Annotated in this window: 22 protein-coding genes and 1 other RNA gene; 13 read left to right on the top strand and 10 right to left on the bottom strand. The window is 50.7% G+C overall.

What is annotated here, in order from left to right:
• Positions 1 to 204 precede the first annotated feature (204 nt).
• From NXS09_RS04710 to hpnC, 3 genes are all read left to right on the top strand, one after another.
• Complete coding sequence (locus NXS09_RS04710; RefSeq protein ID WP_259291410.1) at positions 205 to 1,029, top strand: class I SAM-dependent methyltransferase; 825 nt, start codon at positions 205 to 207, stop codon at positions 1,027 to 1,029.
• 206 nt (positions 1,030 to 1,235) lie between these two features.
• Positions 1,236 to 1,332, top strand: an RNA gene (gene ffs / locus NXS09_RS04715) — signal recognition particle sRNA small type.
• 101 nt (positions 1,333 to 1,433) lie between these two features.
• Entirely contained in the window at positions 1,434 to 2,249 is an 816-nt protein-coding gene (gene hpnC, locus NXS09_RS04720; protein ID WP_259291411.1) for a squalene synthase HpnC, read from the top strand.
• 50 nt (positions 2,250 to 2,299) lie between these two features.
• Here the strand turns inward: hpnC and ruvX are convergent, their stop codons facing one another.
• From ruvX to NXS09_RS04740, 4 genes are all read right to left on the bottom strand, one after another.
• On the bottom strand, positions 2,300 to 2,758 hold the full coding sequence (ruvX, locus tag NXS09_RS04725; protein WP_259291412.1) for a Holliday junction resolvase RuvX: 459 nt from the start codon (positions 2,756 to 2,758) through the stop codon (positions 2,300 to 2,302).
• A complete protein-coding gene (locus NXS09_RS04730; protein ID WP_259291413.1) occupies positions 2,751 to 3,299 on the bottom strand; it encodes a YqgE/AlgH family protein in 549 nt (182 codons plus the stop codon). Before NXS09_RS04730 ends, ruvX begins: the two co-directional genes overlap by 8 nt.
• Positions 3,300 to 3,533: 234 nt before the next feature.
• Positions 3,534 to 4,793 (bottom strand): RsmB/NOP family class I SAM-dependent RNA methyltransferase, encoded by a 1,260-nt coding sequence (locus NXS09_RS04735; RefSeq protein WP_259291414.1) that lies wholly within the window; start codon positions 4,791 to 4,793, stop codon positions 3,534 to 3,536.
• Positions 4,794 to 4,923: 130 nt separating this feature from the next.
• The gene (locus NXS09_RS04740; protein ID WP_259291415.1) at positions 4,924 to 5,325 is read right to left on the bottom strand and encodes an RNA-binding S4 domain-containing protein; all 402 of its coding nucleotides are present in this window, start codon (positions 5,323 to 5,325) and stop codon (positions 4,924 to 4,926) included.
• A 246-nt stretch (positions 5,326 to 5,571) separates the two neighbouring features.
• Here NXS09_RS04740 and NXS09_RS04745 point away from each other — a divergent pair, with 246 nt between their 5' ends.
• Positions 5,572 to 6,531: an acetyl-CoA carboxylase carboxyltransferase subunit alpha gene (locus NXS09_RS04745; protein ID WP_259291416.1), complete on the top strand. Its 960-nt coding sequence runs from the start codon at positions 5,572 to 5,574 to the stop codon at positions 6,529 to 6,531.
• A gap of 102 nt (positions 6,532 to 6,633) precedes the next feature.
• Here the strand turns inward: NXS09_RS04745 and NXS09_RS04750 are convergent, their stop codons facing one another.
• Both NXS09_RS04750 and NXS09_RS04755 read right to left on the bottom strand, forming a co-directional pair.
• Entirely contained in the window at positions 6,634 to 7,509 is an 876-nt protein-coding gene (locus NXS09_RS04750; protein ID WP_259291417.1) for a cation diffusion facilitator family transporter, read from the bottom strand.
• Between the two features lie 57 nt (positions 7,510 to 7,566).
• Positions 7,567 to 8,394: a ferritin-like domain-containing protein gene (locus NXS09_RS04755; protein ID WP_259291418.1), complete on the bottom strand. Its 828-nt coding sequence runs from the start codon at positions 8,392 to 8,394 to the stop codon at positions 7,567 to 7,569.
• Positions 8,395 to 8,613: 219 nt separating this feature from the next.
• Between NXS09_RS04755 and lolA the strand changes: the two genes are divergently transcribed.
• From lolA to NXS09_RS04775, 4 genes are all read left to right on the top strand, one after another.
• Positions 8,614 to 9,234: an outer membrane lipoprotein periplasmic chaperone LolA gene (lolA, locus tag NXS09_RS04760; RefSeq protein WP_259291419.1), complete on the top strand. Its 621-nt coding sequence runs from the start codon at positions 8,614 to 8,616 to the stop codon at positions 9,232 to 9,234.
• A 386-nt stretch (positions 9,235 to 9,620) separates the two neighbouring features.
• A complete protein-coding gene (gene mfd / locus NXS09_RS04765) occupies positions 9,621 to 13,016 on the top strand; it encodes a transcription-repair coupling factor (protein WP_259291420.1) in 3,396 nt (1,131 codons plus the stop codon).
• Positions 13,017 to 13,152: 136 nt separating this feature from the next.
• Positions 13,153 to 14,094, top strand: a complete 942-nt coding sequence (gene miaA, locus NXS09_RS04770; protein ID WP_259291421.1) for a tRNA (adenosine(37)-N6)-dimethylallyltransferase MiaA — start codon at positions 13,153 to 13,155, stop codon at positions 14,092 to 14,094.
• 181 nt (positions 14,095 to 14,275) lie between these two features.
• Positions 14,276 to 15,769, top strand: coding sequence for a surface lipoprotein assembly modifier (locus tag NXS09_RS04775; RefSeq protein WP_259291422.1), 1,494 nt, complete (start codon positions 14,276 to 14,278; stop codon positions 15,767 to 15,769).
• A gap of 55 nt (positions 15,770 to 15,824) precedes the next feature.
• Here the strand turns inward: NXS09_RS04775 and NXS09_RS04780 are convergent, their stop codons facing one another.
• Genes NXS09_RS04780 through modA form a run of 3 tightly spaced genes read right to left on the bottom strand, consistent with a single transcriptional unit; the run spans position 15,825 to position 17,958 of the window.
• Complete coding sequence (locus tag NXS09_RS04780) at positions 15,825 to 16,475, bottom strand: sulfate/molybdate ABC transporter ATP-binding protein (protein ID WP_259291423.1); 651 nt, start codon at positions 16,473 to 16,475, stop codon at positions 15,825 to 15,827.
• Positions 16,475 to 17,149 carry a molybdate ABC transporter permease subunit gene (gene modB / locus NXS09_RS04785; RefSeq protein ID WP_259291424.1) on the bottom strand — a complete coding sequence of 225 codons (675 nt, stop codon included), beginning with the start codon at positions 17,147 to 17,149 and terminating at the stop codon, positions 16,475 to 16,477. Before modB ends, NXS09_RS04780 begins: the two co-directional genes overlap by 1 nt.
• A gap of 59 nt (positions 17,150 to 17,208) precedes the next feature.
• Positions 17,209 to 17,958 (bottom strand): molybdate ABC transporter substrate-binding protein, encoded by a 750-nt coding sequence (modA, locus tag NXS09_RS04790; RefSeq protein WP_259291425.1) that lies wholly within the window; start codon positions 17,956 to 17,958, stop codon positions 17,209 to 17,211.
• A 270-nt stretch (positions 17,959 to 18,228) separates the two neighbouring features.
• On the opposite strand from modA, the gene NXS09_RS04795 reads away from it, so the two are divergent.
• The 5 genes from NXS09_RS04795 (at position 18,229) to trmA (ending at position 21,971) form a co-directional block, all read left to right on the top strand.
• The gene (locus NXS09_RS04795) at positions 18,229 to 18,477 is read left to right on the top strand and encodes a MoaD/ThiS family protein (RefSeq protein ID WP_259291426.1); all 249 of its coding nucleotides are present in this window, start codon (positions 18,229 to 18,231) and stop codon (positions 18,475 to 18,477) included.
• 2 nt (positions 18,478 to 18,479) lie between these two features.
• Complete coding sequence (locus NXS09_RS04800) at positions 18,480 to 18,941, top strand: molybdenum cofactor biosynthesis protein MoaE (protein ID WP_259291427.1); 462 nt, start codon at positions 18,480 to 18,482, stop codon at positions 18,939 to 18,941.
• A 2-nt stretch (positions 18,942 to 18,943) separates the two neighbouring features.
• Positions 18,944 to 19,528 carry a molybdenum cofactor guanylyltransferase MobA gene (gene mobA, locus NXS09_RS04805; RefSeq protein ID WP_259291428.1) on the top strand — a complete coding sequence of 195 codons (585 nt, stop codon included), beginning with the start codon at positions 18,944 to 18,946 and terminating at the stop codon, positions 19,526 to 19,528.
• Positions 19,522 to 20,715, top strand: coding sequence for a molybdopterin molybdotransferase MoeA (locus NXS09_RS04810; protein ID WP_259291429.1), 1,194 nt, complete (start codon positions 19,522 to 19,524; stop codon positions 20,713 to 20,715). The genes mobA and NXS09_RS04810 overlap by 7 nt, the downstream gene beginning before the upstream one ends.
• A gap of 164 nt (positions 20,716 to 20,879) precedes the next feature.
• Positions 20,880 to 21,971, top strand: coding sequence for a tRNA (uridine(54)-C5)-methyltransferase TrmA (gene trmA / locus NXS09_RS04815; RefSeq protein ID WP_259291430.1), 1,092 nt, complete (start codon positions 20,880 to 20,882; stop codon positions 21,969 to 21,971).
• Between the two features lie 87 nt (positions 21,972 to 22,058).
• Here the strand turns inward: trmA and NXS09_RS04820 are convergent, their stop codons facing one another.
• Positions 22,059 to 25,892, bottom strand: coding sequence for a DUF3683 domain-containing protein (locus tag NXS09_RS04820; RefSeq protein ID WP_259291431.1), 3,834 nt, complete (start codon positions 25,890 to 25,892; stop codon positions 22,059 to 22,061).
• Positions 25,893 to 26,261 lie beyond the last annotated feature (369 nt).

A 26,261-nucleotide genomic window follows, 5' to 3' on the forward strand; every position in this document is an offset into this window, starting at 1 on the left:
CCCTTTTTTTGCGGAATTCAAATACCGAAGGTTTGATATGATTAAAATTAACAATTTGAAATGCTTATCTTTACTGTTTATAGGGCTATGATATAACTAAACTTATTGACCTAGTCTGATTGTTTTGGCTGCGCAATATTGGTATCCGTTAGGGATTGATATTGTTGTCGGATAAAGTAGTAAAACAGCGTTAGGGAGGTAGATATGAATGCAACATTATCTTCTGAAATTGTGAATACGTTGTCGGAAACCATGTTGATTCCCTTATGGGCGAAAGCTGTCGAATACGACCGCCCCGATGCGTTGATTCGTGATGCGGTTGCGGCCGATATGCTGAAACAGATAGATTATGATTTTGGCATTTTTGCCAAATCCAAAATGTCCCAGCCCGGATGCTGCGGGCGGGCGGCGTTGTTTGACGGGGAAATCAAGCGGTTTTTGGCGGAGTATCCCGATGCGGTTGTGGTGCAATTGGGGGCGGGCTTGGATGCACGTTTTGAGCGTTTGGGCAAACCTGCGGTGACGGCTTGGTATGATCTGGATTTGCCGGATGTGATTGAGGTGCGCCGCCGTTTATTACCCGAATCGGGCAATGTGTATTTAAGCGGCTCGATGTTTGACGAGGAATGGGCAAAAACCGTCGCAGCCCACGGGAAACCGGTATTGTTGGTGATTGAGGGGGTATTGATGTATTTTAAAATACCCGAAGTTCAGGCATTTTTTGCCATGATCAGCCGTTTATTACCGAGGGTGTCGGTTGTTTTCGATATGGTGCCTGCTATTGCTGTCGGGCATGCTAAGCATCATGATGCGCTGAGTAAAATGAGTCAAAACCGTCCTGAGTTCGAATGGTCGTTAAAAGAACCGAAAGAAATGGAACAATGGCAACCCGGCCTGCGTGTCAGCCGTGTACTTTTTTTAAGCGATTATTGTGGTCACCGCTACCCTTGGCTATTTCAAATGATCTACCGTACCGAATGGGGACGGCGCTACTTTGATCAACGTATTATCCGTGTTGATCTGGCATAAAAATCATGTTTTAAAACGGATAATTTGAAAGCAGACGAATATATGATGATAGGCCGCCCGAAGTGTTTCAGACGGCCTTATTGTTATTAGGCGGCTAAAAATAACTATATTATGAAAATGATTCGATAAGCATCAATATGATTGCGCCTGTAAATAGATTTATTGCTTGGTATACGGCTAAAAAGCCGTTATAATAATCAATCTTTGGCGGGTCTCCCCGCATGGTAATTCGGAGCAACGGGTCAGGGGCGGAAGCCAGCAGCCCACTCTGATGCGCTAGTGCCGGGGGTTTGGCTCGCCGCCCTTATTCTGAAAGCACCGATTGCAATTGGCCGTCGGTGCTTTTGTTATGTTTTTTAACATTCGATATTGATGCGCTTGTTTGTTTCGCTATTGGAAAAAATATGTCGGTTAACCATTATGAAAATTTCCCCGTCGGCTCGTTGGTATTGCCGCGGCGTTTGCGTAAACCCATTCATGCCGTTTATGCGTTTGCGCGTACTGCCGATGATATTGCCGACGAAGGCGGGGCTTCCGATAGCGAACGTTTGCAACAATTGGATGCATTGTCGGCACAATTGGATGCCATTGCCCGCGGTGAAACGCCGCAAACGCCAATGATGCGCCATTTGCAAACCCGTGCCATTCAACCGTTTAATCTGCCGTTGCAGCCGTTTTATGATTTGCTGTCGGCATTTAAGCAGGATGTAGAAAAAAAACGTTATCAGAATTTTGGCGAATTGGTGGATTATTGCCGCCGCTCGGCCAATCCGGTCGGCAGGATTATGCTGCATCTTTACGGCGAACATGATCCGCTCAGTATTGCCCAAAGTGATGGTATTTGTACCGCCTTGCAATTGATTAATTTCTGGCAGGATGTGGCGGTGGATTGGGAAAAAAAACGCGTTTATCTGCCGCAAGACGATTTGGTTAAATTCGGTGTTACAGAAGCGCAGATTGCGGCCGGAAAAGCCGATTTTGCTTTTCAGCGCCTGATGGCTTATCAATGCGAACGTGCCCATAAAATGTTGAAAGCCGGTTCGCCTTTGGGCAAAACGCTGAAAGGGCGTATCGGTTTTGAATTGCGGATGATTATGCTCGGCGGCCAACAAATTTTAAATAAATTGTCTAACAATCAATACAATGTATTTGAAAAAAGGCCGAAGTTGGAAGCCAAAGATTGGTGGGTGATTGTGAAGCGTGCCGTTTTGAAAAAATAGCGGCCGATATGCTTTATCGCCGCTATGGATAATTGATCAATAAGTAGAAGTTAGTTTTCGGAGCGGCCGTTAAAAAATTCGGCTGCTCCGCCTTCAAAAAAGCTTTGCAAGATTGCTTGTGCGGCAACCTGATCCAATACCTGTTTTTGTTTTTTACCGAATACTTGCGCTTCGGCCAACAGGCTTTCGGCATAGAGCGACGACATGCGCTCGTCTACCCAATAAACCGGCAGCTTGAAACGGCCGTGTAGGCGCTGGCCGAATTTGCGGCTTAGGCGGGTCATTTCGTGTTCGGTACCGTCGGTGTGGAAAGGCAGGCCGACAACCAGTTGTTTTGGCTGCCATTCTTGCAATAATTTGCCGATGGCTTCAAATTTGGCTTCGTTGCTGTTTCCGGTTATCGTGGTTATCGGATGGGCAGTGCCGACTTCGGCATTACCTTCTGCCACGCCGATGCGCGCTTCTCCAAAGTCAAAAGCCAAAGTGGTGCCGTGAGGGGCTTTAAGCATGCCCGGCACCGTTCATAATCAGGCTGGGATTGATGCCGATTTTGGCAAAAGCGGCGCCATAGCGTTCGCCATAAGGCAGATCAAATAAAATATGGGTGTCGGCAGGCACGGTAACCCAAGCATTATCGGCCAATTCTTGTTCAAGCTGGCCGGGTTCCCAGCTGGCATAACCGATGCTGACAACGGCTTTGTCTACCGTGTCGGGTTGCGCCAAATTTTCAATAATATCGCGCGAGGTGGTGAGGGCGATATTGTCGTTTACAATCAGGCTATTCTGCCAATTGCCTACGGGAGTATGGACAACATAACCGCGGTCAATCTGCACGGGGCCGCCCATCATTACCCATTCGTTTTGAAAACGTTCGGGGATAGTGGTGTCGGCGGCGGCGAAGATTAAATCCATCGTTACCGGTGAGGGTTTGTTAATTACCACGCCCATGGCGCCTTCGTCATTGTGTTGGCATAAATAAACCACGCTGCCTTCGAAGAAAGGATCGTCCATAGATGGCATGGCTACCAGAAAATGGTCGGCTAAATTCATAGTGAGGATTTTTCTCTAGATAATTTATATTGATTTAAATGGGGGCTGGTGTGTGTTTTACAAGTATTTGGAAGGTAGGGAATAAAAGTTTCGGAAGTGTTATGTAAACAGGCCGTCTGAATGGTTTTCAGACGGCCTGTTTGTTAATATAAGCAATTGAATCAAATAATGAATATTTATATTTATATTCGGGGTAAACAGCTTGAAACGGCGATGGCTGTTTTGCACGAACGTTTAGGCTTTGCGCTGCATAACGGCGGCAAAGAAGCCGTCGGTTTGGTGCTGTTCGGTGTTCAGCCGCAGATAGGGGCCGGTATCCAAATCCACTTTGGCAGCCTGCAATAATTCGGCGCAGTTTAATAATTCAAACTCGGGATGCTCGGCCAGAAACCGCTCAACTTGCTGCTCGTTTTCTTCCGGCAAAATGCTGCATGTGGCATAGACCAAACGGCCTTTTTCTTTTACCAGTTTGGCGGCTGCCTGAAGAATATTGTGTTGTTGTTCGAGCAATTTAGCCACGGTTTCGGGCGATTGGCGGTATTTTAAATCAGGGTTACGGCGCAGGGTGCCTAAGCCGGAGCAGGGGGCATCGACCAATACGCGGTCGGCTTTGCCGTTTAAGCGGCCGATACGGGCATCGTTTTCATGGCTGATGCGTTCGGGGTGGATATTGGTTAATCCGGCGCGCACCATACGCGGCTTCAGATTGGCCAGACGTTTTTCGGCAATATCGAATGCATAGATGCGCCCTTTGTTGGCCATCATCGCACCGATAGCCAGTGTTTTCCCGCCGGCGCCGGCACAAAAATCAACCACGATTTCCCCACGTTTGGCGCCAAGCAATAAGGCCAGCAGTTGGCTGCCTTCGTCTTGCACTTCTAAGGTGCCGTCGAGAAACAGCGGGTGTTTATTGAGGGCGGATTTGTCGTTTAGGCGGATACCCCACGGCGAATAAGGGGTGACTTCGGCGGGCAGCCCTTCGTTTTGCAGGGCAGCGGCCACTTTATCGCGTTTGCCGTTGAGGGTGTTTACGCGCAAATCGAGCGGGGCGGGGTGGTTGATACTGCGGCCGAATGCGAGCAGGGCCTGCTCATCCCAATACGGCTTCATTTGGTTGATTAACCATTCGGGCAGTTCCGCTGCGGTATTGAGGCCGTCTGAAAATGTGGTTTTTAAGCTTTTCAGATGGCTTAAAAATTCACGCTCTTCTTCATCAATCAAATCGGCAAGCTGGCTGATATTCATGCCGCGCCCGACAACCAAAGCGGCTAAGGCTGCTTTTTTTGGCAGGGCATGGGGGCGGCGGATAACGGCGGCGATTTTCTGATAATGGCGCAAAGCGGCAAAAGCGGTTTCGGCAATTTCATGACGGTCTTGGCGGCCGAGTTTTTTGTGTTGGCGGAAATAGGCAGAAAGCACGGCGTCGGCCGGTTGTTTGAAAGTCAGCATGTCGGATAAAACGGCGGCGGTGTGGTCGAGTTGGGCGGGAGTCATGATTCTGCTTTATTAAAATAGGGAAAACGGGCAATTATACGCGAATAAGGAAACAGTCTAAACGGGCAAGATAATAGGCCGTCTGAAACGGTGTTATTAAAGGTGCGGCGTGATAGAGTGTTGCCTCAACCTACCATTCGCCGCGTTTGATTTTTTCAATCTGGCGGCGGTCGCGTTTGGTCGGCCTGCCGTCGGGATAGGCGGCGCTCACACGGCTGGCTTGGTCGAGCAGTTTTTGCTCTTCGCGGCGGGCGGCGGTGGCGGCGTCTTCTTCGTATAACAGTCGGGCTTCGGGAGCGGGGCGGCGTTGATGGTTTAGCGCCAATACTTTGATTTTATACGGCAGGGAGTTTAAGGTTAGATCGATGGTATCGCCGGTACTGATGTTTTTGCTGTTTTTCACCTTCGAGCCGTTTACCTGCACACGCCCTAATTCGATGTGTTTTTGTGCGAGCGCACGGGTTTTAAAAAAGCGTGCCGCCCACAACCATTTGTCGAGCCGCATGGCTGTTTGCTCATTCTTCTTGTTCATAGTGCTGTGATTATGGATTGAAGTATCGCTGAGTTTAGCATAAGATTGGCAATCCGGCTTGTTAAGAGTATTTATACTAAATAGCTTGGAAAGCCAGTAAAAACAGCGGTCTTACAGCTATTTTATAGAAACGGAACAACATTATCCGACCGGCTTTACAGGCAAAAACCTGCCCAAATTTTTGTTATTAGCGTATGATAACGCCCGAATACTATCGATATAAGAGCATTAAACATGGCATTAAATATGAAACCCGTTTTTCTGGATTTTGAGCAACCGATTGCCGAACTAACCAAAAAAATTGACGAATTGCGCTTTGTGCAAGGCGAATCTGCCGTAGATATTTCCGATGAAATCACTCGCCTGCAAAAGAAAAGTAATGATTTGACCAAGTCGATTTTCAATAAACTCACCCCCGTTCAAATCTCACAAGTATCACGCCATCCGCAACGCCCCTATACCCTTGACTATATAGAAGCGATTTTCACTGATTTTGAAGAATTGCACGGCGACCGCCATTATGCCGACGATAAAGCGATTGTCGGCGGTTTGGCGCGTTTTAACGGCCAAAGCGTAGTGGTTATCGGCCATCAGAAAGGCCGTGATACCAAAGAAAAAATCCGTAGAAATTTCGGTATGCCGCGCCCCGAAGGCTATCGCAAAGCCTTGCGCCTGATGCAGACGGCGGAAAAATTCCATCTGCCGGTAATGACTTTTGTCGACACGCCCGGCGCCTATCCCGGTATTGATGCCGAAGAGCGGAACCAGTCCGAAGCCATCGGCCGTAATTTGTACGAGCTGACCAAACTGCGCGTGCCGGTATTGTGTACCATTATCGGCGAGGGCGGTTCCGGCGGCGCATTGGCGATTGCCGTGGGCGATTATATCAACATGCTGCAATATTCTACTTATTCGGTAATTTCGCCGGAAGGCTGTGCGTCTATTTTATGGAAAACAGCCGAAAAAGCCCCCGAAGCTGCACAAGCTTTGGGAATTACCGCAAAACGCCTGTCGGAATTGGGTTTGATTGACCGCACGATTGAAGAGCCTTTGGGCGGTGCACACCGTGATCATGCCGAAATCACCAAACGGGTGAAAGAGGTATTGGCCGAGCAGTTGCGTGAGGCACAAGATATGCCGCTATCTGATTTGCTGACACGTCGTTTCGACCGCATTATGGCTTATGGTAAATTTACCGAGAAATAAGCAGGCGCAAGATTGAAGATTTAAAAAACAGGCTAATCAGCCTGTTTTTTGCTTTCAGACGGCCTATTATGTTTAGAGGCCGCCTGAAAATATTGATACGCTTTAACTGCTATGGCGAACAGGGTCGGTATGTACAATCACATCTGCCTCTTCAAATAAGGCTTTGATTTTATCCTCCACACTTCTAGCCGCCTGATGCGACGTTTCCAAACTCAAGCCACCATCCATACTGATATGGAGCTGAACAAACACCGTATTGCCGGCTTGACGGGTTTTTAAGCTATGCACATCCGCTACCGTATTCACCGATAAAGCGGCTTGCCGGATAGCATCGAGGGTTTCGGCGGAAAGCGCTTTGTCCATCAGCGTATTCACCGCGCCTTTACCGATATCGACCGTATTTTTAAACATCCATACCGCCAAAACCAACGCCAGCCAAGCATCGGCTGTATGCCAACCGTAGGCCGCCATTACCAAAGCAGCCAACACCACCGCATTCGATAAAATATCGCTCAGATAATGCAGGCGGTCGGCTTCCACCGCTTGGGAAACGGTTTGCCGCAATACATAACGCTGAAAGGTAACCAACGCCAGTGTAACGGCAACGGATATCAGCATCACGCCGATACCCCAGCCGGTATGCTGCACTTGTTCGGGGTTGATTAAACGATTAACGGCGTTGAGCAACAGAAAAACCGCCGAGCCGCCGATAAAAGCCGATTGGGCCAGCGCCGATAAACCTTCAGCTTTACCATGCCCGAAAGTGTGGTCGGCATCGGCCGGCCTTAACGCCACCCGCACGGCGATTAAATTCAATGCACTGGCGGCCAAATCAATCAAGGAATCTGCAAAACTGGCCAGAATACTCACCGAGCCGCTTAACAGCCATGCGGCCGCTTTTAAAAGCACCAAAAATACGGCGGTCAGCGTTGAGGCATAGGTTGCCATCGTTAACCATTTTTGTCGTGATAAAGCCACGCTGAAACTCCTTTACACCATTGTGATTTTTTCGGGGATACCGAAAACCCCGATTATTCAGACGCCGGCTTTCAAACTTTGTTCGAAGTCTTCCAGCATATCCAATTCAAAGCGGCTGAATCCCGCCTGTTCGCGGGCTTCGATATTCACATAACCGCGGAAAATAAAAAGATCATAGCGGGCGACAAGGTTGCGGAATAAGGCCGTCGGTTCCAAGCCGCGTTCGGCGCATAAATATTGATACCAGCGGTTGCCCGTTTTTACATGGCCGATTTCATCGCGGTAGATAATATCGAGCACATCGCAGGTTGCCAAATCACCTTTTTGGGCGACTTTGGCGCGTATGGCGGGGGTAACGTCCAAACCGCGGGCTTCCAATACGCGCGGCACCAAAGCCATGCGCAACAGCGGGTCGAAAGCGGTTTTATAGGCCATGTCCCATAAATGGTTATGCGCTTCAAAATCGCCGTAATCAAAGCCGTATGCCTGCAAACGGCCGCGCATCAGTTGGAAATGATAGGCTTCTTCTTTGGCGATACGAATCCAATCGCCCGTAAAGTCGGCGGGTAGGTTGCGGAAGCGGTAGGCCGCATCCAAAGCCAGATTGATGGCGTTGAATTCAATATGGCAGATGGCATGCAGCATGGCGGCGTAGCCTTCCGGCGTATTCATTTTGCGGGCGCGTACGGCGCGGGAGGGGACGAGTTCGGGCTTGGCGGGGCGGCCGGCTTCGCGGAAATCAAGCGGTTTTTCAGACGGCCGGTTATCGAAAAGGCCGTCTGAAAAACCGGAAAAAATCAGGGCGGTTTGGCGGCATTTTTCTTCGGGGCTGCTTGCCTGTAAGGCCGATAAAAGTGCGGGGTAAACGGATTGTGTTGTATTCATGTGATACATTTTACGGGTAAACAAGGTTTAAATTCAGGTTAAGCAAGCCGTGATTTTACCCTTGTTCATAAGCGTTTAGGCGTTCAGACGGCCTTTACACACAAACCATAATTATTTCAAAAAAACTCAAAGTATTGTATTTTCAGCAAAAAGGCTTAATATAGCCCTTGCCGTTCTGCACACGGCAGACGAATTTATTTCCGAAAAAGGAACATTTTGATGACACAAAAGAAGATTTTATTCCCCGCTTTCGCCGCCCTGTTTGCTTTGGGTATCGGCAGTGCCCAAGCAGGTGCGATTGATGCGCTGAAAAAATTCAACACCGATGCCGACGGCATCAGTGGCAACTTTACCCAAACCGTAAAAAACAAAAAGAAAACCCAAACCACCAGCGGCTCTTTCCAAATTTTGCGCCCCGGTCTGTTTAAATGGCAATACACCAAACCCTACAAACAAACCATTGTCGGCGACGGTAAAACCATTTGGCTTTACGACGTTGATTTGGCGCAGGTAACCAAATCTTCACAAGACCAAACCATCGGCGACAGCCCGGCCGCTATTTTGTCGAACAAATCGGCACTCGACAGCAGCTACACCCTAAAAGAAGACGGCTCGGCCGGCGGCATTGATTATGTACGCGCCACGCCCAAGAAAAACAATGCCGGATATCAATATATCCGCATCGGTTTCAAAGGCGAAGCCTTAGCCGCCATGCAGCTGAAAGACGGATTCGGCAACGAAACCACCATCCGCTTCAGCAATTTGAATATGCAGCCCAAACTTTCCCGCAGCGCCTTTAGCTTTACCCCGCCCAAAGGCGTGGATGTATTGAGCAATTAATTTTTAGGGTGTTTGCCCTATAACGGGATAACAGGCCGTCTGAATCAATATTTCAGACGGCCTGATTGATTAATGGACGGATTGCATGCATGTAGGGGCGGATTAAATATCCGCCCGTTGTTTGCATTTTTAAAGCCGCCTGTTTACATCGCCATCGTTTGGCTTTGGACTGTATCGGTTTGTTTAATCGGAAGTCCGACACGGGCGGATATTTAATCCGCCCCTACATCGGTGTGTTTTTTATTTGCCATATATTTTGGGTTTCCCCGATGCCGGTTAGATTTGCCGGTGATACATGATAGAATCTACCGTTTTCAATTTATTCAGGCCGTCTGAAAACGTTTGAAAACCTTATTTTCAGACGGCCTGATTCCTCCGCCATTATCATGACTTATTCCATTCCCGCCCCTGCTCAAAAATCCCATTGGAACGGCCTTTCCCGCGGCAGCCTGCCGTGGGCGTTGGCACAATATCTGCCGGAAAAAAAACTGAAAGTTATCCTTACCCAAGACGTAGAACAGGCATTGCGCCTGCATACCGCTTGGCAGTTTTTCCGCCCGCAGGATAACGCCGTATTCCTGCCCGATTGGGAAACGCTGCCTTACGAACGGTTTTCACCGCATCACGATTTGGTATCCGAGCGGCTTTCGGCTTTATGGCAGGTGAAAAACGGGCAGGCTGATGTTTTGATTGTGCCGGTATCTACCGCCATGCAGAAGCTGGCGCCGGTATCGTTTTTGCTCGGGCGCACATTTTGGCTGAAAACCGGGCAAACGCTCGATATCGAAGCCTTGCGAGAAAATCTGGTTGAAGCCGGATACAGCAACGTTTCCAATGTGATTGCCGCCGGTGAATTTGCCATGCGCGGCGGTATTTTGGATATTTTCCCGATGGGCAGCGAACTGCCGTACCGCCTAGATTTATTCGGCGACGAAATCGACAGCATCAAAACATTCGATCCCGACAGCCAACGCACACTGGCGCCGATTTCCGAAATCCGTCTGCTGCCCGCGCACGAATTTCCTTCCGATGACGACGCGCAAAAAATATTCCGCGCCCGTTTCCGCGAAGAAATCGATGCCGACTACAATGCCGCCACCGTTTATAAAGCCGTGAGCAGCGGCCATTACGGTGCCGGTGTCGAATATTATCTGCCGTTGTTTTTTGAAAACGAATTGGCCACCTTGTTCGACTATATCGGCGAAGACGCCTTATTGGTTTTTGTCGGCGATGTGTATGCCGAAGCCTCGCGCTTTTGGGGCGATGTCAAAACCCGTTTTCAGATGGCGCAGGGCGACGAAACCTACCCGCCTTTGCATCCACGGCATTTGTATCTCAGTGAAGATCAGTTTACAGGCCGTCTGAAACCTTATCCGCAGATATTGCCCGACTTTAGCGCACCCGAACATCAATTGCCCGATGTGGCCGTGAACCGCCAGTCTGAAACCCCGCTGGCCGCTTTAAAGCATTTTCAGACGGCCTTTAACGGGCAGGTTTTATTGTGTGCCGAAAGTGCCGGCCGCCGCGAAACCATGCTCGGCTTTTTCGCCCAGCACGGCCTCAAACCGCAAAGCGTGGACGGCTGGCAGGCATTCCTCGACAGCGGCGCCGCGTTGGCCATCACCGTAACCCCGCTGGCCTACGGCTTCCAACTGCCCGACCAACACCCGCTGGCCGTGATTACCGAATCCGACCTCTATCAATACGTTGCCCGCAGCCGCAATGTGCGCCGCCGTAAACATGCCGCCGTTTCAGACGGCCTGTTGCGCGACTTGGCCGAAATCAATATCGGCGACCCCGTTGTTCACGAAGAACACGGTATCGGCCGCTATATGGGCTTGGTGAATATGGATTTGGGCGAGGGCGAAAATGAAATGATGCTGCTCGAATACGCCAACGAAGCCCAGCTTTATGTGCCGGTTTCGCAGCTACACCTCATCAGCCGCTATTCCGGCCATGCCTATGAAAACGTGCAGCTACATCGGCTGGGCACCGCCGCTTGGAACAAAGCCAAACGCAAAGCCGCCGAAAAAGCCCGCGATACCGCCGCCGAATTGCTGAATTTATACGCCCAACGCGCCGCCCAAGAAGGCTTTAAATTCCCACTCAACGAAATCGACTACCAAGCCTTTTCAGACGGCTTCGGCTATGAAGAAACCGAAGATCAGGCCGCCGCCATTGCCGCCGTTTTAAAAGACCTCACCCAAGGCAAGCCGATGGACAGATTGGTATGCGGCGATGTCGGCTTCGGCAAAACCGAAGTGGCATTGCGCGCCGCCTTCGTAGCCGTGATGGGCGGCAAACAAGTGGCCGTACTTGCCCCGACCACCTTATTGGTCGAGCAACACGATAAAAACTTCAGCGACCGCTTCGCCGATTTTCCGGTAAAAGTCGCCTCGCTTTCCCGTTTCAACAGCAGCAAACAAACCAAAGCCACGTTGGCGGGTATGGCCGACGGTACCGTCGATATCGTGATCGGCACGCACAAACTGGTTCAAGACGATATTGTTTTCAAAAACTTAGGCCTAGTGATTATCGACGAAGAACACCGCTTCGGTGTGCGCCAAAAAGAGCAGCTCAAACGCCTGCGCGCCAATGTCGATGTGCTCACCCTCACCGCCACCCCGATTCCGCGCACCCTCAGCATGGCATTGGAAGGGCTGCGCGATTTCTCGCTGATTACCACCGCCCCCAGCCGCCGCTTGGCCGTAAAAACCTTTGTCAAACCCTTTAGCGAAGCCAGCGTACGCGAAGCCGTTTTGCGCGAACTCAAACGCGGCGGGCAGGTTTTCTTTCTGCATAACGAAGTCGACACCATCGAAAACATGCGCGAACGGCTGGAAACCCTGTTGCCCGAAGCCCGTATTGCCGTTGCCCACGGCCAATTGCGCGAGCGCGAACTCGAGCAGGTGATGCGCGACTTTTTGCAACAGCGTTTCAACGTATTATTGTGTTCCACCATTATCGAAACCGGTATCGATATCCCCAATGCCAACACCATCATTATCAACCGCGCCGACAAATTCGGCATTGCCCAACTGCACCAATTGCGCGGCCGGGTAGGGCGCAGCCACCACCAAGCCTACGCCTACCTGCTCACCCCCGAATACATCAGTAAAGACGCCGAAAAACGGTTGGATGCCATTGCCGCCGCCGACGAATTGGGCGCAGGCTTCACCCTCGCCATGCAAGACCTTGAAATACGCGGTGCCGGCGAAATACTCGGCGAAGGCCAAAGCGGTGAAATGATGCAGGTCGGCTTCAGCCTCTACACCGAAATGCTCAAACAAGCCGTGCGTGACCTCAAAAAAGGCCGCCAGCCCGATTTAGACGCCCCCTTAGGTGTCACCACCGAAATCAAACTACACAGCCCCGCACTGCTGCCCGAAGACTACTGCCCCGATATCCACGAACGCCTAGTGCTCTACAAACGTTTAGCCACCTGCGAAACCGAGCAGGATATCAACGCCGTACATGAAGAACTGGTCGACCGCTTCGGCCTGCCCGAACAGCCGGTTAAAACCCTGATCGAAAGCCACCGCATCCGCCTGATTGCCAAAGAAATGGGCATCGACGCCATAGACGCCACCGCCGAAGCCGCCACGTTTACCTTTGGCAAAAACAACCAAATCGACCCCGCCGATATTATTATGCTGATGCAAAGCAATAAAAACTACCGCTTGGCCGGCGCCGATAAGCTCAGAGTCAGCGCGGTGATGGACAATATAGAAACCCGCATTCAGACCGTAAAAGCCGTTTTGCGGAAATTGCAGGGGAAGTGATTGGTTTGAGTGTTGGAAAGGTCGTCTGAAAGGGTTTCAGACGGCTTTTGGTATTATTCAGCCCTTTTAAAGATTCACATTTCTAATAATTCGCTGTTTGCTATAATCGCCTCTTTTCTCAAACCAATATCCCCCAATGACTTCTCTTCCCAAAGCACTGGCGATTCTCGGCCCGACGGCCAGCGGTAAAACGGGTTTGGCTTTAAAAATAGCCGAACATCTGCCTGTTGAAATTATCAGTTTGGATTCTGCGTTGGTGTACCGCGATATGGATATCGGCACGGCCAAGCCGTCGGTGGTGGAGCGAGCGGCGGTGCCGCATCATTTGATTGATATTATTTCGCCTTTGCAAACGTATAGCGCTGCCGATTTTGTCCGTGATTGTGTCGGGTTGGTGCACGCTATCCGTGCGCGCGGTCGGCTGCCTTTGATTGTCGGCGGGACGATGATGTATTTTCATGCGCTCACCGAAGGGTTGAATCAGTTGCCCGAAGCGGATGCGGATGTACGCCTTGCTTTGCAGGTGGAAAAGGAACGGCACGGCTTGGCGCATTTATATGGCCGTCTGAAAACCGTCGATCCGCTCACCGCCGCGCGTTTGGAGCCTGCCGACAGCCAGCGTATCGAACGGGCTTTGGAAGTGTTTATGCTAACGGGCAAGCCTTTGAGCAGCCATTTTGCCGAAGCCAAAAACCGTGAGCCGTTGTTGGATTTATATACCGTTGCTCTGATTCCGGAAGACCGCGCGTTATTGCATGCCCAAATAGGGCGGCGGTTCCGCGATATGTTGGCGCAGGGCTTTTTAGAGGAAATGGGCCGTCTGAAACAAATATATCCGGGGTTGGATTTGGATACGCCGTCTATGCGTTGTGTCGGCTACCGTCAGGCTTGGGAGTATTCAGATGGCCTTTATGATTATGAAACTTTTGTGGAAAAAGGCATTGCCGCCACGCGCCAGTTGGCCAAACGCCAGTTGACATGGTTGCGTAAACTTTCGGTAGATCGCCGTATTGATCCTTATCAGGGCGATATATTGGCAACGGTTTTGGCGGATGTGCGGCGGCATTTTGCCGTATAGGGTGGTTGTTTTTCAGACGGCCTATGGATACTTGTGGTTTTTATAGGGTTAAATATCGTTAATAAACGTTTTCTATGATAAAATACAAACAATTCTCAACAAGCTGTATCCGTATCGTGATGGTACGGATATTTTTAATATTTATACCGATTAAAACTTAACGCTATCTTTTTCATTGATAATGAAACAAACATTACTTTTCCTCTCTCTGGCCGGTTGGCTGATTCCTGCCGTTGCCGCCGATGCGCCCGCTGCCGTACAACCTAAGCCCGAATTGGAGTTAAACCTCCATACGGCCAAACCGCCCGTGCTTCAAGAAAAAAATAAAGAAGCTGTTGAAGCGCCGTCTGCACAAGAAAAAGTAGTCGAAGTGGATGAAGCAACTCTACTTGCTCATACGGATTTACTTAATAGAGCGATGTATTCGGCGGTGATGGTGCAAAACATCGCCGGTATTAAGGTTTTGCTGCCGATTTATGAAAAATGGCCACAACATGATCAAGAAATGGCAACGTTCGCCCGTGCCTTGGTTTTGCAGGATGAAGGCCAAGCGGGAAAAGCGGTTGAGCTTTACCGCCAATTGATTGCCAAACAACCGGATTCGCCGATTATCCGTATGCAGATGGCGAAAGCATTGTTTGAAGACCAACAAAACGAAGCGGCAGCCGACCAGTTCGACCGTTTGAGAGCGGAAAAGCTGCCCGAAGAAGTGCTGCAACTGATTGAAAACTACCGTGCCGCTTTGCGCCGCCGCGATGCATGGCAGTTTTACGGCGGCATCAATATTGCACACGAACAAAATATCAATCAGGCGCCCGAACAGCAGCGTATCGGCAGGCAGTTAGAAGGGTTGGAATGCCAAATTTATCAGCAAAACAACCCCGGTAGCGATTGTTTTCAAGGCTGGACGTTTGATAAACCGGTTGATGCGACCGGTATCAGCTATCAGGCCGGAGCAGAGAAAAAATGGTCGTTAAACAAAGGTTTCTATGCCAAAGCAGGCATAGATTTATACGGCAAAATATACCGTTCTTATTCGCGCTATAACGATTCGACCGCGCGCTTTTCGGCCGGTGTCGGTTATGCCGACCAGCGCAACGATATCGGCATTACGCCGTTTCACGAGCGCCGTTTTTACGGCAATCATGCTTATAGTTATACCAACGGTGCGCGGATTTATTGGAACCGTTGGCTGAAGCCTAATCTGCAAAGCCTAACGGCTATTGAAGCAGGCCGTCTGAAAAACCAGCAGCGCGCCCGTTCCGATCTCAGCAACCGTTTATATAGCGGGGCATTGGTTTATTATCCGAGCGCCCGCCAAAACTGGTTAATCGGCACCGACTTCTACCAAGACCGTAATAAAGAAGACCGTTCCGATAATTTCAACCGCTATGGTGTTCGGGTAGGCTGGGGTCAGGAATGGAACGGCGGTTTGTCGAGCCGTGTACAAGTTGGTGCGGCCAGACGCCTGTATCAGACGCCGAGCTTTTTCAGCCAAGGCGAACGGCGTAGCGATAAAGAGTTATATACCTCGCTGTCGTTGTGGCATCGGGCGTTTCATTTTTACGGCATCACGCCGCGTTTAACGTTTAGCCATAGCCGTATTTCAAGCAATGATGTTTACTATAACCATAAGAAAAACCGCATGTTTATCGAAATGGGTAAGGTTTTTTAAGTTAATATCCAAACAAAGGCCGTCTGAAAATGTGTTCAGACGGCCTTTAATCTTTTTAAGCTTTTGAGCGCGATAGCCGCCCGTTTTCCATACGCCAAACTTCATCGGCGATTTCGGTGTCGGCCGGATCGTGGGTAATCAGAATCATCGGTATGCCGTTTGCCTGTTGCAGTTGCAGCAGTTCTTGGCGGGTGTGGCGGCGCAGTTCGGTATCGAGGGCGGAAAAGGGTTCGTCGAGCAATAGCAGCGGCGGTTGGGTGGCAAGGGTGCGTGCCAAGGCGGCGCGCTGTTTTTGGCCGCCGGAAATCTGATGGGGGTAGCAGTCGGCAAACGGCGTCAGTTGCATTAAATCCAACCAGTAGCGTACGTTTTCAGACGGCCTTTTGGGCGGATTACGCCAGCCCCGATGCAGGCCGAACGCAATATTTTGGGCAACGGTTAAATGGGGGAAGAGGGCGTAATCTTGAAACATCAGCCCGGCTTTGCGTTGTGCCGCAGGCAGGTGGGTCGGGTGGTCGAACCATGTTTGGCCGTTGATGCGGATATGGCCGCTGTCTGGTTGGAGCAGGCCGGCAATCAGCCGCAGGGTGAGGCTTTTGCCCGAACCGGAAGCGCCGATTAACACCAGTTTTTTCGCATCGGAATGCAGGCGGATGTCTAGCTTGAAAGCGGGCAGTTGTTTGTGGATGTCGATATCGAACAGCATCAGCTTCTCCCGTCGCGTGCGCGTGCCAGACGGCTGATAGCGAGTAAGATAACGATACAAACTGCGGAAATCAGCAATACCAAACCGTTGGCGAGCCCGTCTTCACCGGCCTGAACCGCTTCGTAAACGGCAATCGAGAGGGTTTGCGTTTGTCCGGGAATGCTGCCGGCAATCATGAGTGTGGCGCCGAATTCGCCAAGCGCGCGGGCAAAGGCCAATAGGATGCCCGCCAGAATGCCGCGCCATGCCATCGGCAGGCTGACACGGAAAAATACCGCCCAAGGGCGTAAACCCAATACTTCGGCGGCTTGCTCAAGTTGCGGGTTCACGCTTTCGAAAGCCGCCCGTGCCGGTTTGAAAACCAGAGGAAAAGTGACTAAAGCGGCGGCAATGACCGCGCCCTGCCAAGTAAACACCAATTGAATATCCAAAGTATCTTTCAGCCAGCCGCCGAATGTGCTGTTGCGCCCCAATAAAACCAACAGGTAATAGCCCAAAACCGTCGGCGGCATCACCATCGGCAGCGTTAGTAGGGTGTCGAGCAGGTCGCGGCCGGGAAAGCGGCAGCGTGCCAGCATAAATCCTGTGGCGGTGCCGAGAATCATATTGATCAGGGTGGCCGTTCCGGCTACTTTTAAAGAAAGCAGTAGGGTAACGGATAGGGCTTCGGTCATATTTCCGTGCTTTCTGCGGCCGCCGTTTTCAGACGGCACCGGCATGGGCGGTTGGATAATTAAGGTTGTTTGAAGCCGTAGCGTGCCAGTATGGCGCGGCCTGCGGGCGACAAGACATAGTTTACAAAACGTTGTGCTTCGGCCCGCTGCCCGCCTGCCCGCGCAACGGCAATCGGATAGGAAACGGGTGTATCGGTCGGCACCGTGCGCAAAATCCTGACTTTGTTTTTCATTAAAGCGGCATCGGTCTGATACACAAAACCGACATCTACTTCGCCGCGGGCAATATAGTCTAAGGTTTGCCGCACATGCTGGGTGCGGATGATTTTAGGTTGTAATGCCCGCCATACGCCTGCTTTTTGCAATGCCGCTTGGGCGTAGCTTCCAGCCGGTACGCTGTTCGGATTGCTGACGGCAACGCGTTCGAATTGCGGCTTGGTTAAGTCGTTTAAACGCGCCAGTGTCAGTTTGCTTGCGGCAGGGGCGGCAGCGACTAAGGTGTTTTGCGCAAAGTTACGGCGGGTTTGCGGGTAAATCAGGCCTTTGGCGGCGGCTTTATCCATGGTTTGCTGATCGGCAAATGCCAATACGTCAACCGGAGCGCCCTGTACGGCCTGTTGCAATAGGGTGCCGGAGCCGGCGGTATTCAGCCGCACACGGCTATCGGGGTATTGCTGCCGATAACTTTGGGCAATATCTTTAAACGCATTGCTCAGGCTGGCGGCCGCGGATACGGTGATATCGGCGGCAATAGCGGGCAATGCGGTTAAGGCGGTTAATAAAATCCAAACGGCTTTATGCGGCTTCATGGTTCCCTTTGTCGGCATTTTAAAGCATGCGGTATTATACTTGATATGCTGTTTTTGTTTTATCGGCATAAAGGCTTAGCCGGTATGGCTATGCCGTCTGAAAAGATTGTCGGCAACAGCGTAAGCGTATTATTTTATTACTAAATAAATAATATCGGCTTATCCGCCGTTTGGATAAGAGACAATTTACGCAAACTGCTTTACTATATAGTAAATTCTATTTATTTTTGTTATTTTAAGGGACAAGCCGTTTCAGACGGCCTGAACATTATGATTACCATTTTATATTTCGGTGTGCTCAAACAGCAATTGAATACGGAGCGGGAAGAGATCAACTGGCCGGGCGGCACGGGTAGCGAGTTATTGGCTTTGCTAAACCGTCGTGGCGGCGAGTGGGCTCAATATCTCAATACCCAATATATTTTCCGTTTGGTGATCAATAAAAAAATCAGTAGTTGGAACGATATCATTCCCGATAATGCCGAAGTCGGTTTTCTGCCGCCGGTAACAGGGGGCTGATAATGCAGCCGCTTATCCGTATCCAAACCACCGATTTCCATTTCCAACAGGAATACGACAATCTGCGTTTGCAGGGCGGCAATATAGGGGCGGTGGTCGGCTTTGTCGGATTGGTGCGCGACCGTGATACCGATATTCCGCTCTCGGCACTGTTTTTGGAACATTACCCGGAAGTTACCGAAAACGAAATTGCCCGCATTATCGAAGAAGCAAACACGCGGTGGCCGCTCACCGCATGTACCGTTATCCATAGGGTGGGCCGTCTGAAAGCCGATGAGCAAATCGTATTGGTGCTCACGGCTTGTGCACACCGCAAGGCGGCTTTTGCGGCGGCGGAATTTATTATGGATTTTTTAAAAACCGAAGCGCCGTTTTGGAAAAAAGAAATTTTTTCAGACGGCTTGGAAAAGTGGGTGGAGGCAAAACAGAGCGACAGAAATGCCGCGTTAAAATGGGAGGAATAATAATGACAATCAGTGCGTTGATTATGGCCGGCGGCCAAGGGCTGCGTATGGGCGGGAAAGACAAAGGGCTGGTGCTGTGGCAGGGCAAGGCGTTTGTGGATTATGTGGTTGATGCGTTGCGTTCGCAAGTAGACAATATTGCCATCAGTGTGAACCGCAATTTTGAAGAATATGCCGAACGTACCCCCAATGTTTTTACCGATGCCCGCCAGTGGCAGGGCTTGGGGCCTTTGGCTGCTTTGGCCACGGCCGCCTGTAATATCCAACTGAATATGGCGGAATGGCTGTTGATTGTGCCGTGCGATACCTTACTGCTGCCGGCCGATTTGGTGGCAAGGTTTACCGCCGCTGCAGAAGAAGAACCTTCTGTTTATGCATTTTATGCCGAAACCGCAATGCATCCGCATTATAGTGTTATGTTTATCCGCCCGCGTTTGCTGCAAAGCACGCCTGCCTATCTTTCAACCGGTATGCGTACTTTGCAGGGTTGGCTGGAACAGCAACATGCGCAGGCGGTGCGGTTTGATAACGAGCGGAATTTTATGAATTTTAATTCCGAACAGGAAATAGAAAAACCGATATGCTAGATTTCGATACCGCGTTGCAACAATTGCTCGACAGCCATTCCTGCGGTTTGGCTACGCTTGAGCTGCCGTTGGCCGAAGCGGCAGGCCGTATTTTGGCCGAACCGCTGTATGCCGTTTATCCCAGCCCGATGTTTGATAACAGCGCCATGGACGGCTATGCCGTTTGCGATCCGGAAGGCCGTCTGAAAAACTTTACCGTTATCAGCCGTGTTCAGGCGGGCGAGCCTACGGCGGCGGCATTGCAGGCAGGGCAGGCCGTGCGCATTTTTACCGGTGCGCCGCTGCCCGAAGGTACAACGGCTGTGGTGCCGCAAGAGCAAACCGAAACGGATGGCGACAGCGTGCATATCACCGCTGATATCCGCCCCGGCCAACACATGCGCCTGAAAGCCGAAGAAATCGAAGTCGGGCAGGCATTGTTGGCGGCGGGCAGCAGGCTGAATGCCGCCGCATTGGGGTTGGCCGCTTCGCAGGGGTATGAACAATTGTCGGTATTTCAACCGCTTAACGTCACCGTATTTTCAAGCGGTAATGAAGTAACCGAGCCCGGCAAGCCGCTAGGCGAAGGCAAAATATACGATGCCAACCGCTATCAGATGATGGCATGGTTGCAGGCACGCGGCGTGGCCGTGACTGACGGTGGTATTCTGCCCGATGATTTGGCCGGTACCGAAAATGCGCTCAAGCAGGCGGCGGCAACGGCCGATGTGATTATTACCAGCGGCGGCGCATCTGTGGGCGAGGCCGATTATTTGAAACAGGCGGTCGAAAGCGTAGGCACGCTAAGCTGCCACACTTTGGCCATCAAACCGGGCAAACCTTTTGCTTGGGGGCATATCGGCAGCACCGCCATATTCGTGTTGCCGGGCAATCCGGTAGCCGCTTTTGTTACCGCTAATATGCTGCTGTTGCCCGTTTTGAATGTATTGGTCGGCCAGCAAAAACGCTTGGGTTTGCCGATGGTTACGGCACAAGCCGCATTCTCTACCCGCAAGGCCATCAAACGGCGCGAATTCTTGCGCGTAGCAACCGCCATCAATGAAAACGGCAGATTGTCGGCACAATTATTGCCGAATCAGGGCTCCGCCATGTTGGCGACTTGTGTGGCGGCAGATGCCTTATGCGAAGTGCCCGCCGGCACGGTGATTCAAGAGGGGGATGCAGTGAAGCTGTATCTGTTGGCGTAACCCTATTGATGGGGGTGAAGCAGCATTAAGGCCGTCTGAAAAAACAGCCTTGATTGATATCTGAAACGGCTATCTGTCGTATCAAATCGTTTTATAGTGAAACATATCGGCGGCAGCCTGTATAATCTGCCGCTGATTCTTTTTAATTTCAGTTAATTTCCATTATGACTTTATCCGCATACCGGCAGCAGTTAAACGAAAAAGCCGAATATCTGCACATGCTTTTTTCACCGTTAAATATCCCCGAATTGGAAATATTCGAATCCCCCGAAAAGCATTACCGCATGCGTGCTGAGTTTCGTGTTTGGCATGAGGGCGAAGAGATGTTTTATGCCATGTTTGAACGGGGCAAAAAAGCCGGTGGCGGGGCTTTGGTGCGCTGCGACCAATTCGAGCCGGCTTGTACGGCGATTAACGATTTGATGCCGAAGCTGATGGCGGCTGCCGATGTGGTGCCGGTTTTGAAAAACCGTTGGTTTCAGGTGGAATTTCTTGCTACGCTTAGCGGGGAAATGTTGGTGACCATGATTTATCATAAGAAATTGGATGAAGCATGGCGGCAGGAAGCGGAAAAATTGCAAAATGCTTTGGGCATTGCCATTATCGGCCGCAGCAAAGGGCAAAAAATCGTTTTGAAGCAGGATTATGTAACCGAAATGCTGGAGGTGGACGGGAAAAATTTCCGCTACCGCCAATATGAGGGCGGCTTCACTCAGCCTAATGCCGAAATCTGCCGAAAAATGTTGGCATGGGCCTGCTCGGTAGCTGCACCGTTAAACGGCGATATGCTCGAACTGTATTGCGGTAACGGCAATTTCACACTACCTTTAGCGCGTTGTTTCGATAAAGTGCTGGCAACCGAAGTATCGAAAACCTCCGTGCAGGCGGCATTGTGGAATATCGAAGCCAACGGCAGCGATAATGTAAACATCGCCAGATTATCGGCCGAAGAGTTCACCGAAGCCTATGGCGGCGTGAGAACATTCCGCCGCTTGCAGGAACAGGGCATTGTGTTGGCCGACTATCGTTTTTCTACCATTTTTGTTGATCCGCCGCGCGCGGGGATTGATGATGAAACGCTGAAATTGGTGCGGCAGTTTGACAATGTGATTTATATTTCATGTAATCCCGAAACTTTGCGCAGCAATTTGGATGTTTTATCGGAAACCCATCATATACGCCGCATGGCATTGTTTGACCAATTTCCGTTTACCCATCACATTGAAAGCGGTGTGTGGCTGGAAAAGAAAGCCTAAATCTGCTTCATACTTTGATTTGAATAATGATTAAAAACAGGCCGTCTGAAAAGGTTTCAGACGGCCTGTTGTGATATTAAATCATTGTTATAACAATACTTTTTCAATACCGCCGTTATTGGCTTTTTCCACAAACTCGTTTTGCCAGTTGTCGCCGAGAATATGCTTGGCCATTTCAACCACGATATAGTCGGCAGGCAGGCTGTTGTCGTCGGTATAACGGCTCAAGCCTTGTAAACAGGCGGGGCAGGAAGTGAGCATTTTCACCGGTTCGCCTTGCGGCAATTGTTGCAGGTTTTTTTCAATTTCTTCCTGTTTGCGGAATTTCACCTGTGTGGCAATATCCGGCCGTTTCACGGCAAACATACCGGATTCGCCGCAACAACGGTCGCTCAATACCACTTCTTTACCCATCAGTTCGCCCGCCATTTTGGTGGGGTTCATGGTTTTGATGGGGCTGTGGCAGGGGTCGTGGTAAAGATATTGCTGTCCGGTAATGCCGTCGAGTTTAATGTCTTTTTCCAATAAAAACTCGTGAATGTCGATAATGCGGCAGCCGGGGAAAATATCTTCAAAACGGTATTTGGCCAGTTGGTCGTAGCATGTGCCGCAGCTGACGACCACGGTTTTAATATCAAGGTAGTTTAAGGTGTTGGCCAAGCGGTGGAAGAGGACGCGGTTTTCCGTTGTCATCTGTTCGGCTTTGTCTTTATTACCGCCCGCATCCTGCGGATAGCCGCAGCAGAGATAGCCCGGTGGCAAAACGGTTTGTACGCCTGCATGCCAGAGCATGGCCTGCGTGGCCAAGCCGACTTGGCTGAACAGCCGTTCCGAACCGCAACCGGGGAAATAGAAAACGGCTTCGCTGTCTTCGTTTAGTTGCGGATTGCGAATAATCGGCACGGTTTTGTTGTCTTCGATATTCAACAGGGCGCGGGCGGTACGGATAGGCACATCGCGCGGCAGCGGGCGGTTGATAAAGTGCACCACTTGCTCTTTGATGGGTGAACCGCCGGTAGTTGCTTTCGGTGCCTTTTTCTGGCGGCCGGCGCCGATATGCGCTTTTTTACCCCAGCTATAAGCCAGATTTTGAATTTTAAAGCCGGCTTGTACCACGCCTTTGCGCAATATATTGATGGTGCGCGGGTCGGTGGCGTTAAGCAATGCCATGCCGGCGGATACGGCGGGGTTGAATTTGCGTTTGCCGGTTTTGCGCAGATAGTTGCGGATGGCAACGGTAACATCGCCGAAGTCGATATTGACCGGGCAGGGCTTCACGCAGCGGTGGCAGACGGTGCAATGGTCGCCGACATCGTTGAGCTCGTCGAAATGGCGCAGCGATACCCCGCGGCGGGTTTGTTCTTCGTATAAAAACGCTTCCGTTAGCAGGCCGACGCCGAGGATTTTATTGCGCGGGCTATACAATAGATTGGCGCGCGGAACGTGGGTGCTGCACACGGGTTTACATTTACCGCAGCGTAAGCAGTCTTTTACCGATTCGGCAATGGTACCTAAATCGGACTGTTCCATAATCAGCGATTCCACACCGAGCAGCTCGAACGACGGCGTATAGGCATAGCTGAGGTCGAAACCTTTCATCAGTTTATGGCGGTTGAAACGGCCTTCGGGATCGACTTTGGCTTTGTATGCCCAGAAGGGCTGCATTTCTTCGTCGGTTAGAAATTCCAGTTTGGTAATGCCGATGCCGTGTTCGCCGGAAATTACGCCGTTGAGGCCGCGGGCGATTTTCATAATACGCGCCACTGCTTTATGGGCGGTTTGCAGCATGTCGTAATCGTCGGAGTTCACCGGAATATTGGTGTGGACGTTACCGTCGCCGGCGTGCATGTGCAGGGCGACGAATACGCGGCCGCGGACGACTTTGGCATGGATTTTGGCCAAATCTTCCATGATTTTGATGTCGCTTTTGCCGCTGAAAATTTCGGCAAGCGGTTTCATTACGTCGGCTTTAATCGATACGCGCAAACGGAAATCACGGAAAGCAATAAAGCTGCTTTCATCATCTTTCGCTTCCGGCGCGGTATGGATGGCCGAACCGTAGCGTTGTTTGTAAACGCCCAATGGTTCGTCGAGATTGGCCAACAGCCATTCCCAACGCTCTTTAACGGCTTGTACATGCGCCAGGCCATGATTGCCGCGCTCGCCCAAGATTTCTTGGCCGGGCAGATCGGTATCCATTCTGTCTACGGGCAGTTTGCCTTGCAGGTATTGGATTAGGGCGTCACACAAGGCCAGTTTGTTTTTAATTGATAATTCGATATTGATGCGTTCGATGCCGTCTGAATATTCGCCTAAGCGTTCGAGCGGAATCACCACGTCTTCATTGATTTTAAAGGCGTTGGTGTGTTTGGCGATGGCGGCGGTACGGCTGCGGTCGAGCCAGAAGGTTTTACGCGCTTCGGGGGTGACGGCGATAAAGCCTTCGCCGTCGCGCGCCTGCGCCAGTTTCACAATACGTTCCGCCGCTTCGCTAACAGCTTGTTCGTCATCGCTGACAATATCGGAAATCAAGACCATTTTGGGGCGGCCTTTGCCGGCGGCTTTGGTGGCATAGCCGACGGCACGCACATAACGCCAGTCGAGGTGTTCCAAACCGGCCAGTCTTACGCTGTCGTGGCCGAGCAGATAATCGCGGATTTCGACAATAGACGGGGTGGCATTGGCGACGGTACCGAAAAATTCCAAGCACACGGTGCGGGTGTATTTCGGCATGGTGTGCAAAACAAACGCCACGCTGGTAATGATGCCGTCGGTACCTTCTTTTTGTACACCCGGCAGGCCGCTGAGGAATTTGTCGGTAACGTCTTTACCCAAGCCGACTTTGCGGAATTTATGGCCGGGAATTTCGAGGCGTTCGGTTTTAACGATATTGCGGCCGTCTGAATCGAGTGTGTGCACATCGAATATGGCGGTTTCTTCATCGTGGATTTTGCCGAAATTATGGCGTACCCGTTCGATTTTTAACCATTCGCCTTGCGGGTTTACCATTTTCCAGTAGGCCAGATTGTCTAAGGCGGTGCCCCACAATACGGCTTTTTTACCGCCGGCATTCATGGCGACATTACCGCCCACGCATGAGGCATCGGCGGAAGTCGGGTCGACCGCAAAAACCAGTTTGCTGGCGGTAGCGGTTTCTTCCACACGCCGTGTAACCACGCCGGCGCCGCAATGGATAATCGGATGTTCGCCTTCCAAACCGGGCAGGGTAACGTATTGAACGCCTTTGTGCTTATCCAGTTTTTCAGTGTTGATCACCGCGCTCATGGCATCGAGTGGAACGGCGCCGCCGGTATAGCCGGTACCGCCGCCGCGCGGGATAATGGTGAGTTCGAGTTCGATAAGGGCGCGAACCAACGGCGCCACTTCGTCTTCGCTGTCGGGATTGATCACCACAAAAGGATATTCGACGCGCCAGTCGGTAGCATCGGTCACATGGGTTACCCGTGCCAAACCGTCAAACATAATATTGTGTTTTTTGGTGATTTTGCTGAGGCGGCTTAAAATCTGGCTGCGTTTATTGCGGGTATGCTCGAAGTTTTGGTCGAAATCGGTAACAGCCTTCTCGGCGGCTTGCACGAGTCGGGCGACTTGTTCGTTATCGTCGCGGCGTTTTTGGATTTCATTGAGGCGGTGGCGCATTTCTTTCACCAACGCGGCCTGACGGTGGGGATGATCAAGCAGGTCGTCTATCAGATAGGGGTTGCGCATTACTACCCAAATATCGCCCAATACTTCAAACAACATGCGTGCCGAACGGCCTGTTTTGCGTTGCCCGCGTAAGTCCTGCAATACATCCCACGTTTCCGAACCCAATAGGCGGATCACGATTTCACGGTCAGAATAAGAAGTATAGTTATAGGGTATTTCGCGTATGCGTTGCGGCGTGGTGGCAGTGGTCATGGGCGGTTCCGTATAATATTTTTTTAATTTTGTTATGTTGAAGCAATTTCTATTAATTATCAGACTTTTTCAAATGTTCGAACATAAGGATGAATAAAGGGCTAATTTAATGTAATTTCGATTGTTTTTCAATGGGAAATATCATTAAAAGGCATGTGGATATTTCAATATAACCACTATTTTTGTCAACAATCCGTGTGTTTTTTTGTTAACAATCCGTATCATAATACAATGAATCGTGTTATTGGAAACAGGATGTAATCATGAAAAAATTTCAGGATGATTATGATAGATTTTTATGCTTCTCACCCCGTGCCGAATTTTTGTAAGATAAAGGCCGTCTGAAACGGTTGTTTGGCAATAACCAAA

Origin of the sequence: Neisseria montereyensis (genome assembly GCF_024834045.1) — a bacterium.
GTDB classification, from domain to species: domain Bacteria; phylum Pseudomonadota; class Gammaproteobacteria; order Burkholderiales; family Neisseriaceae; genus Neisseria; species Neisseria montereyensis.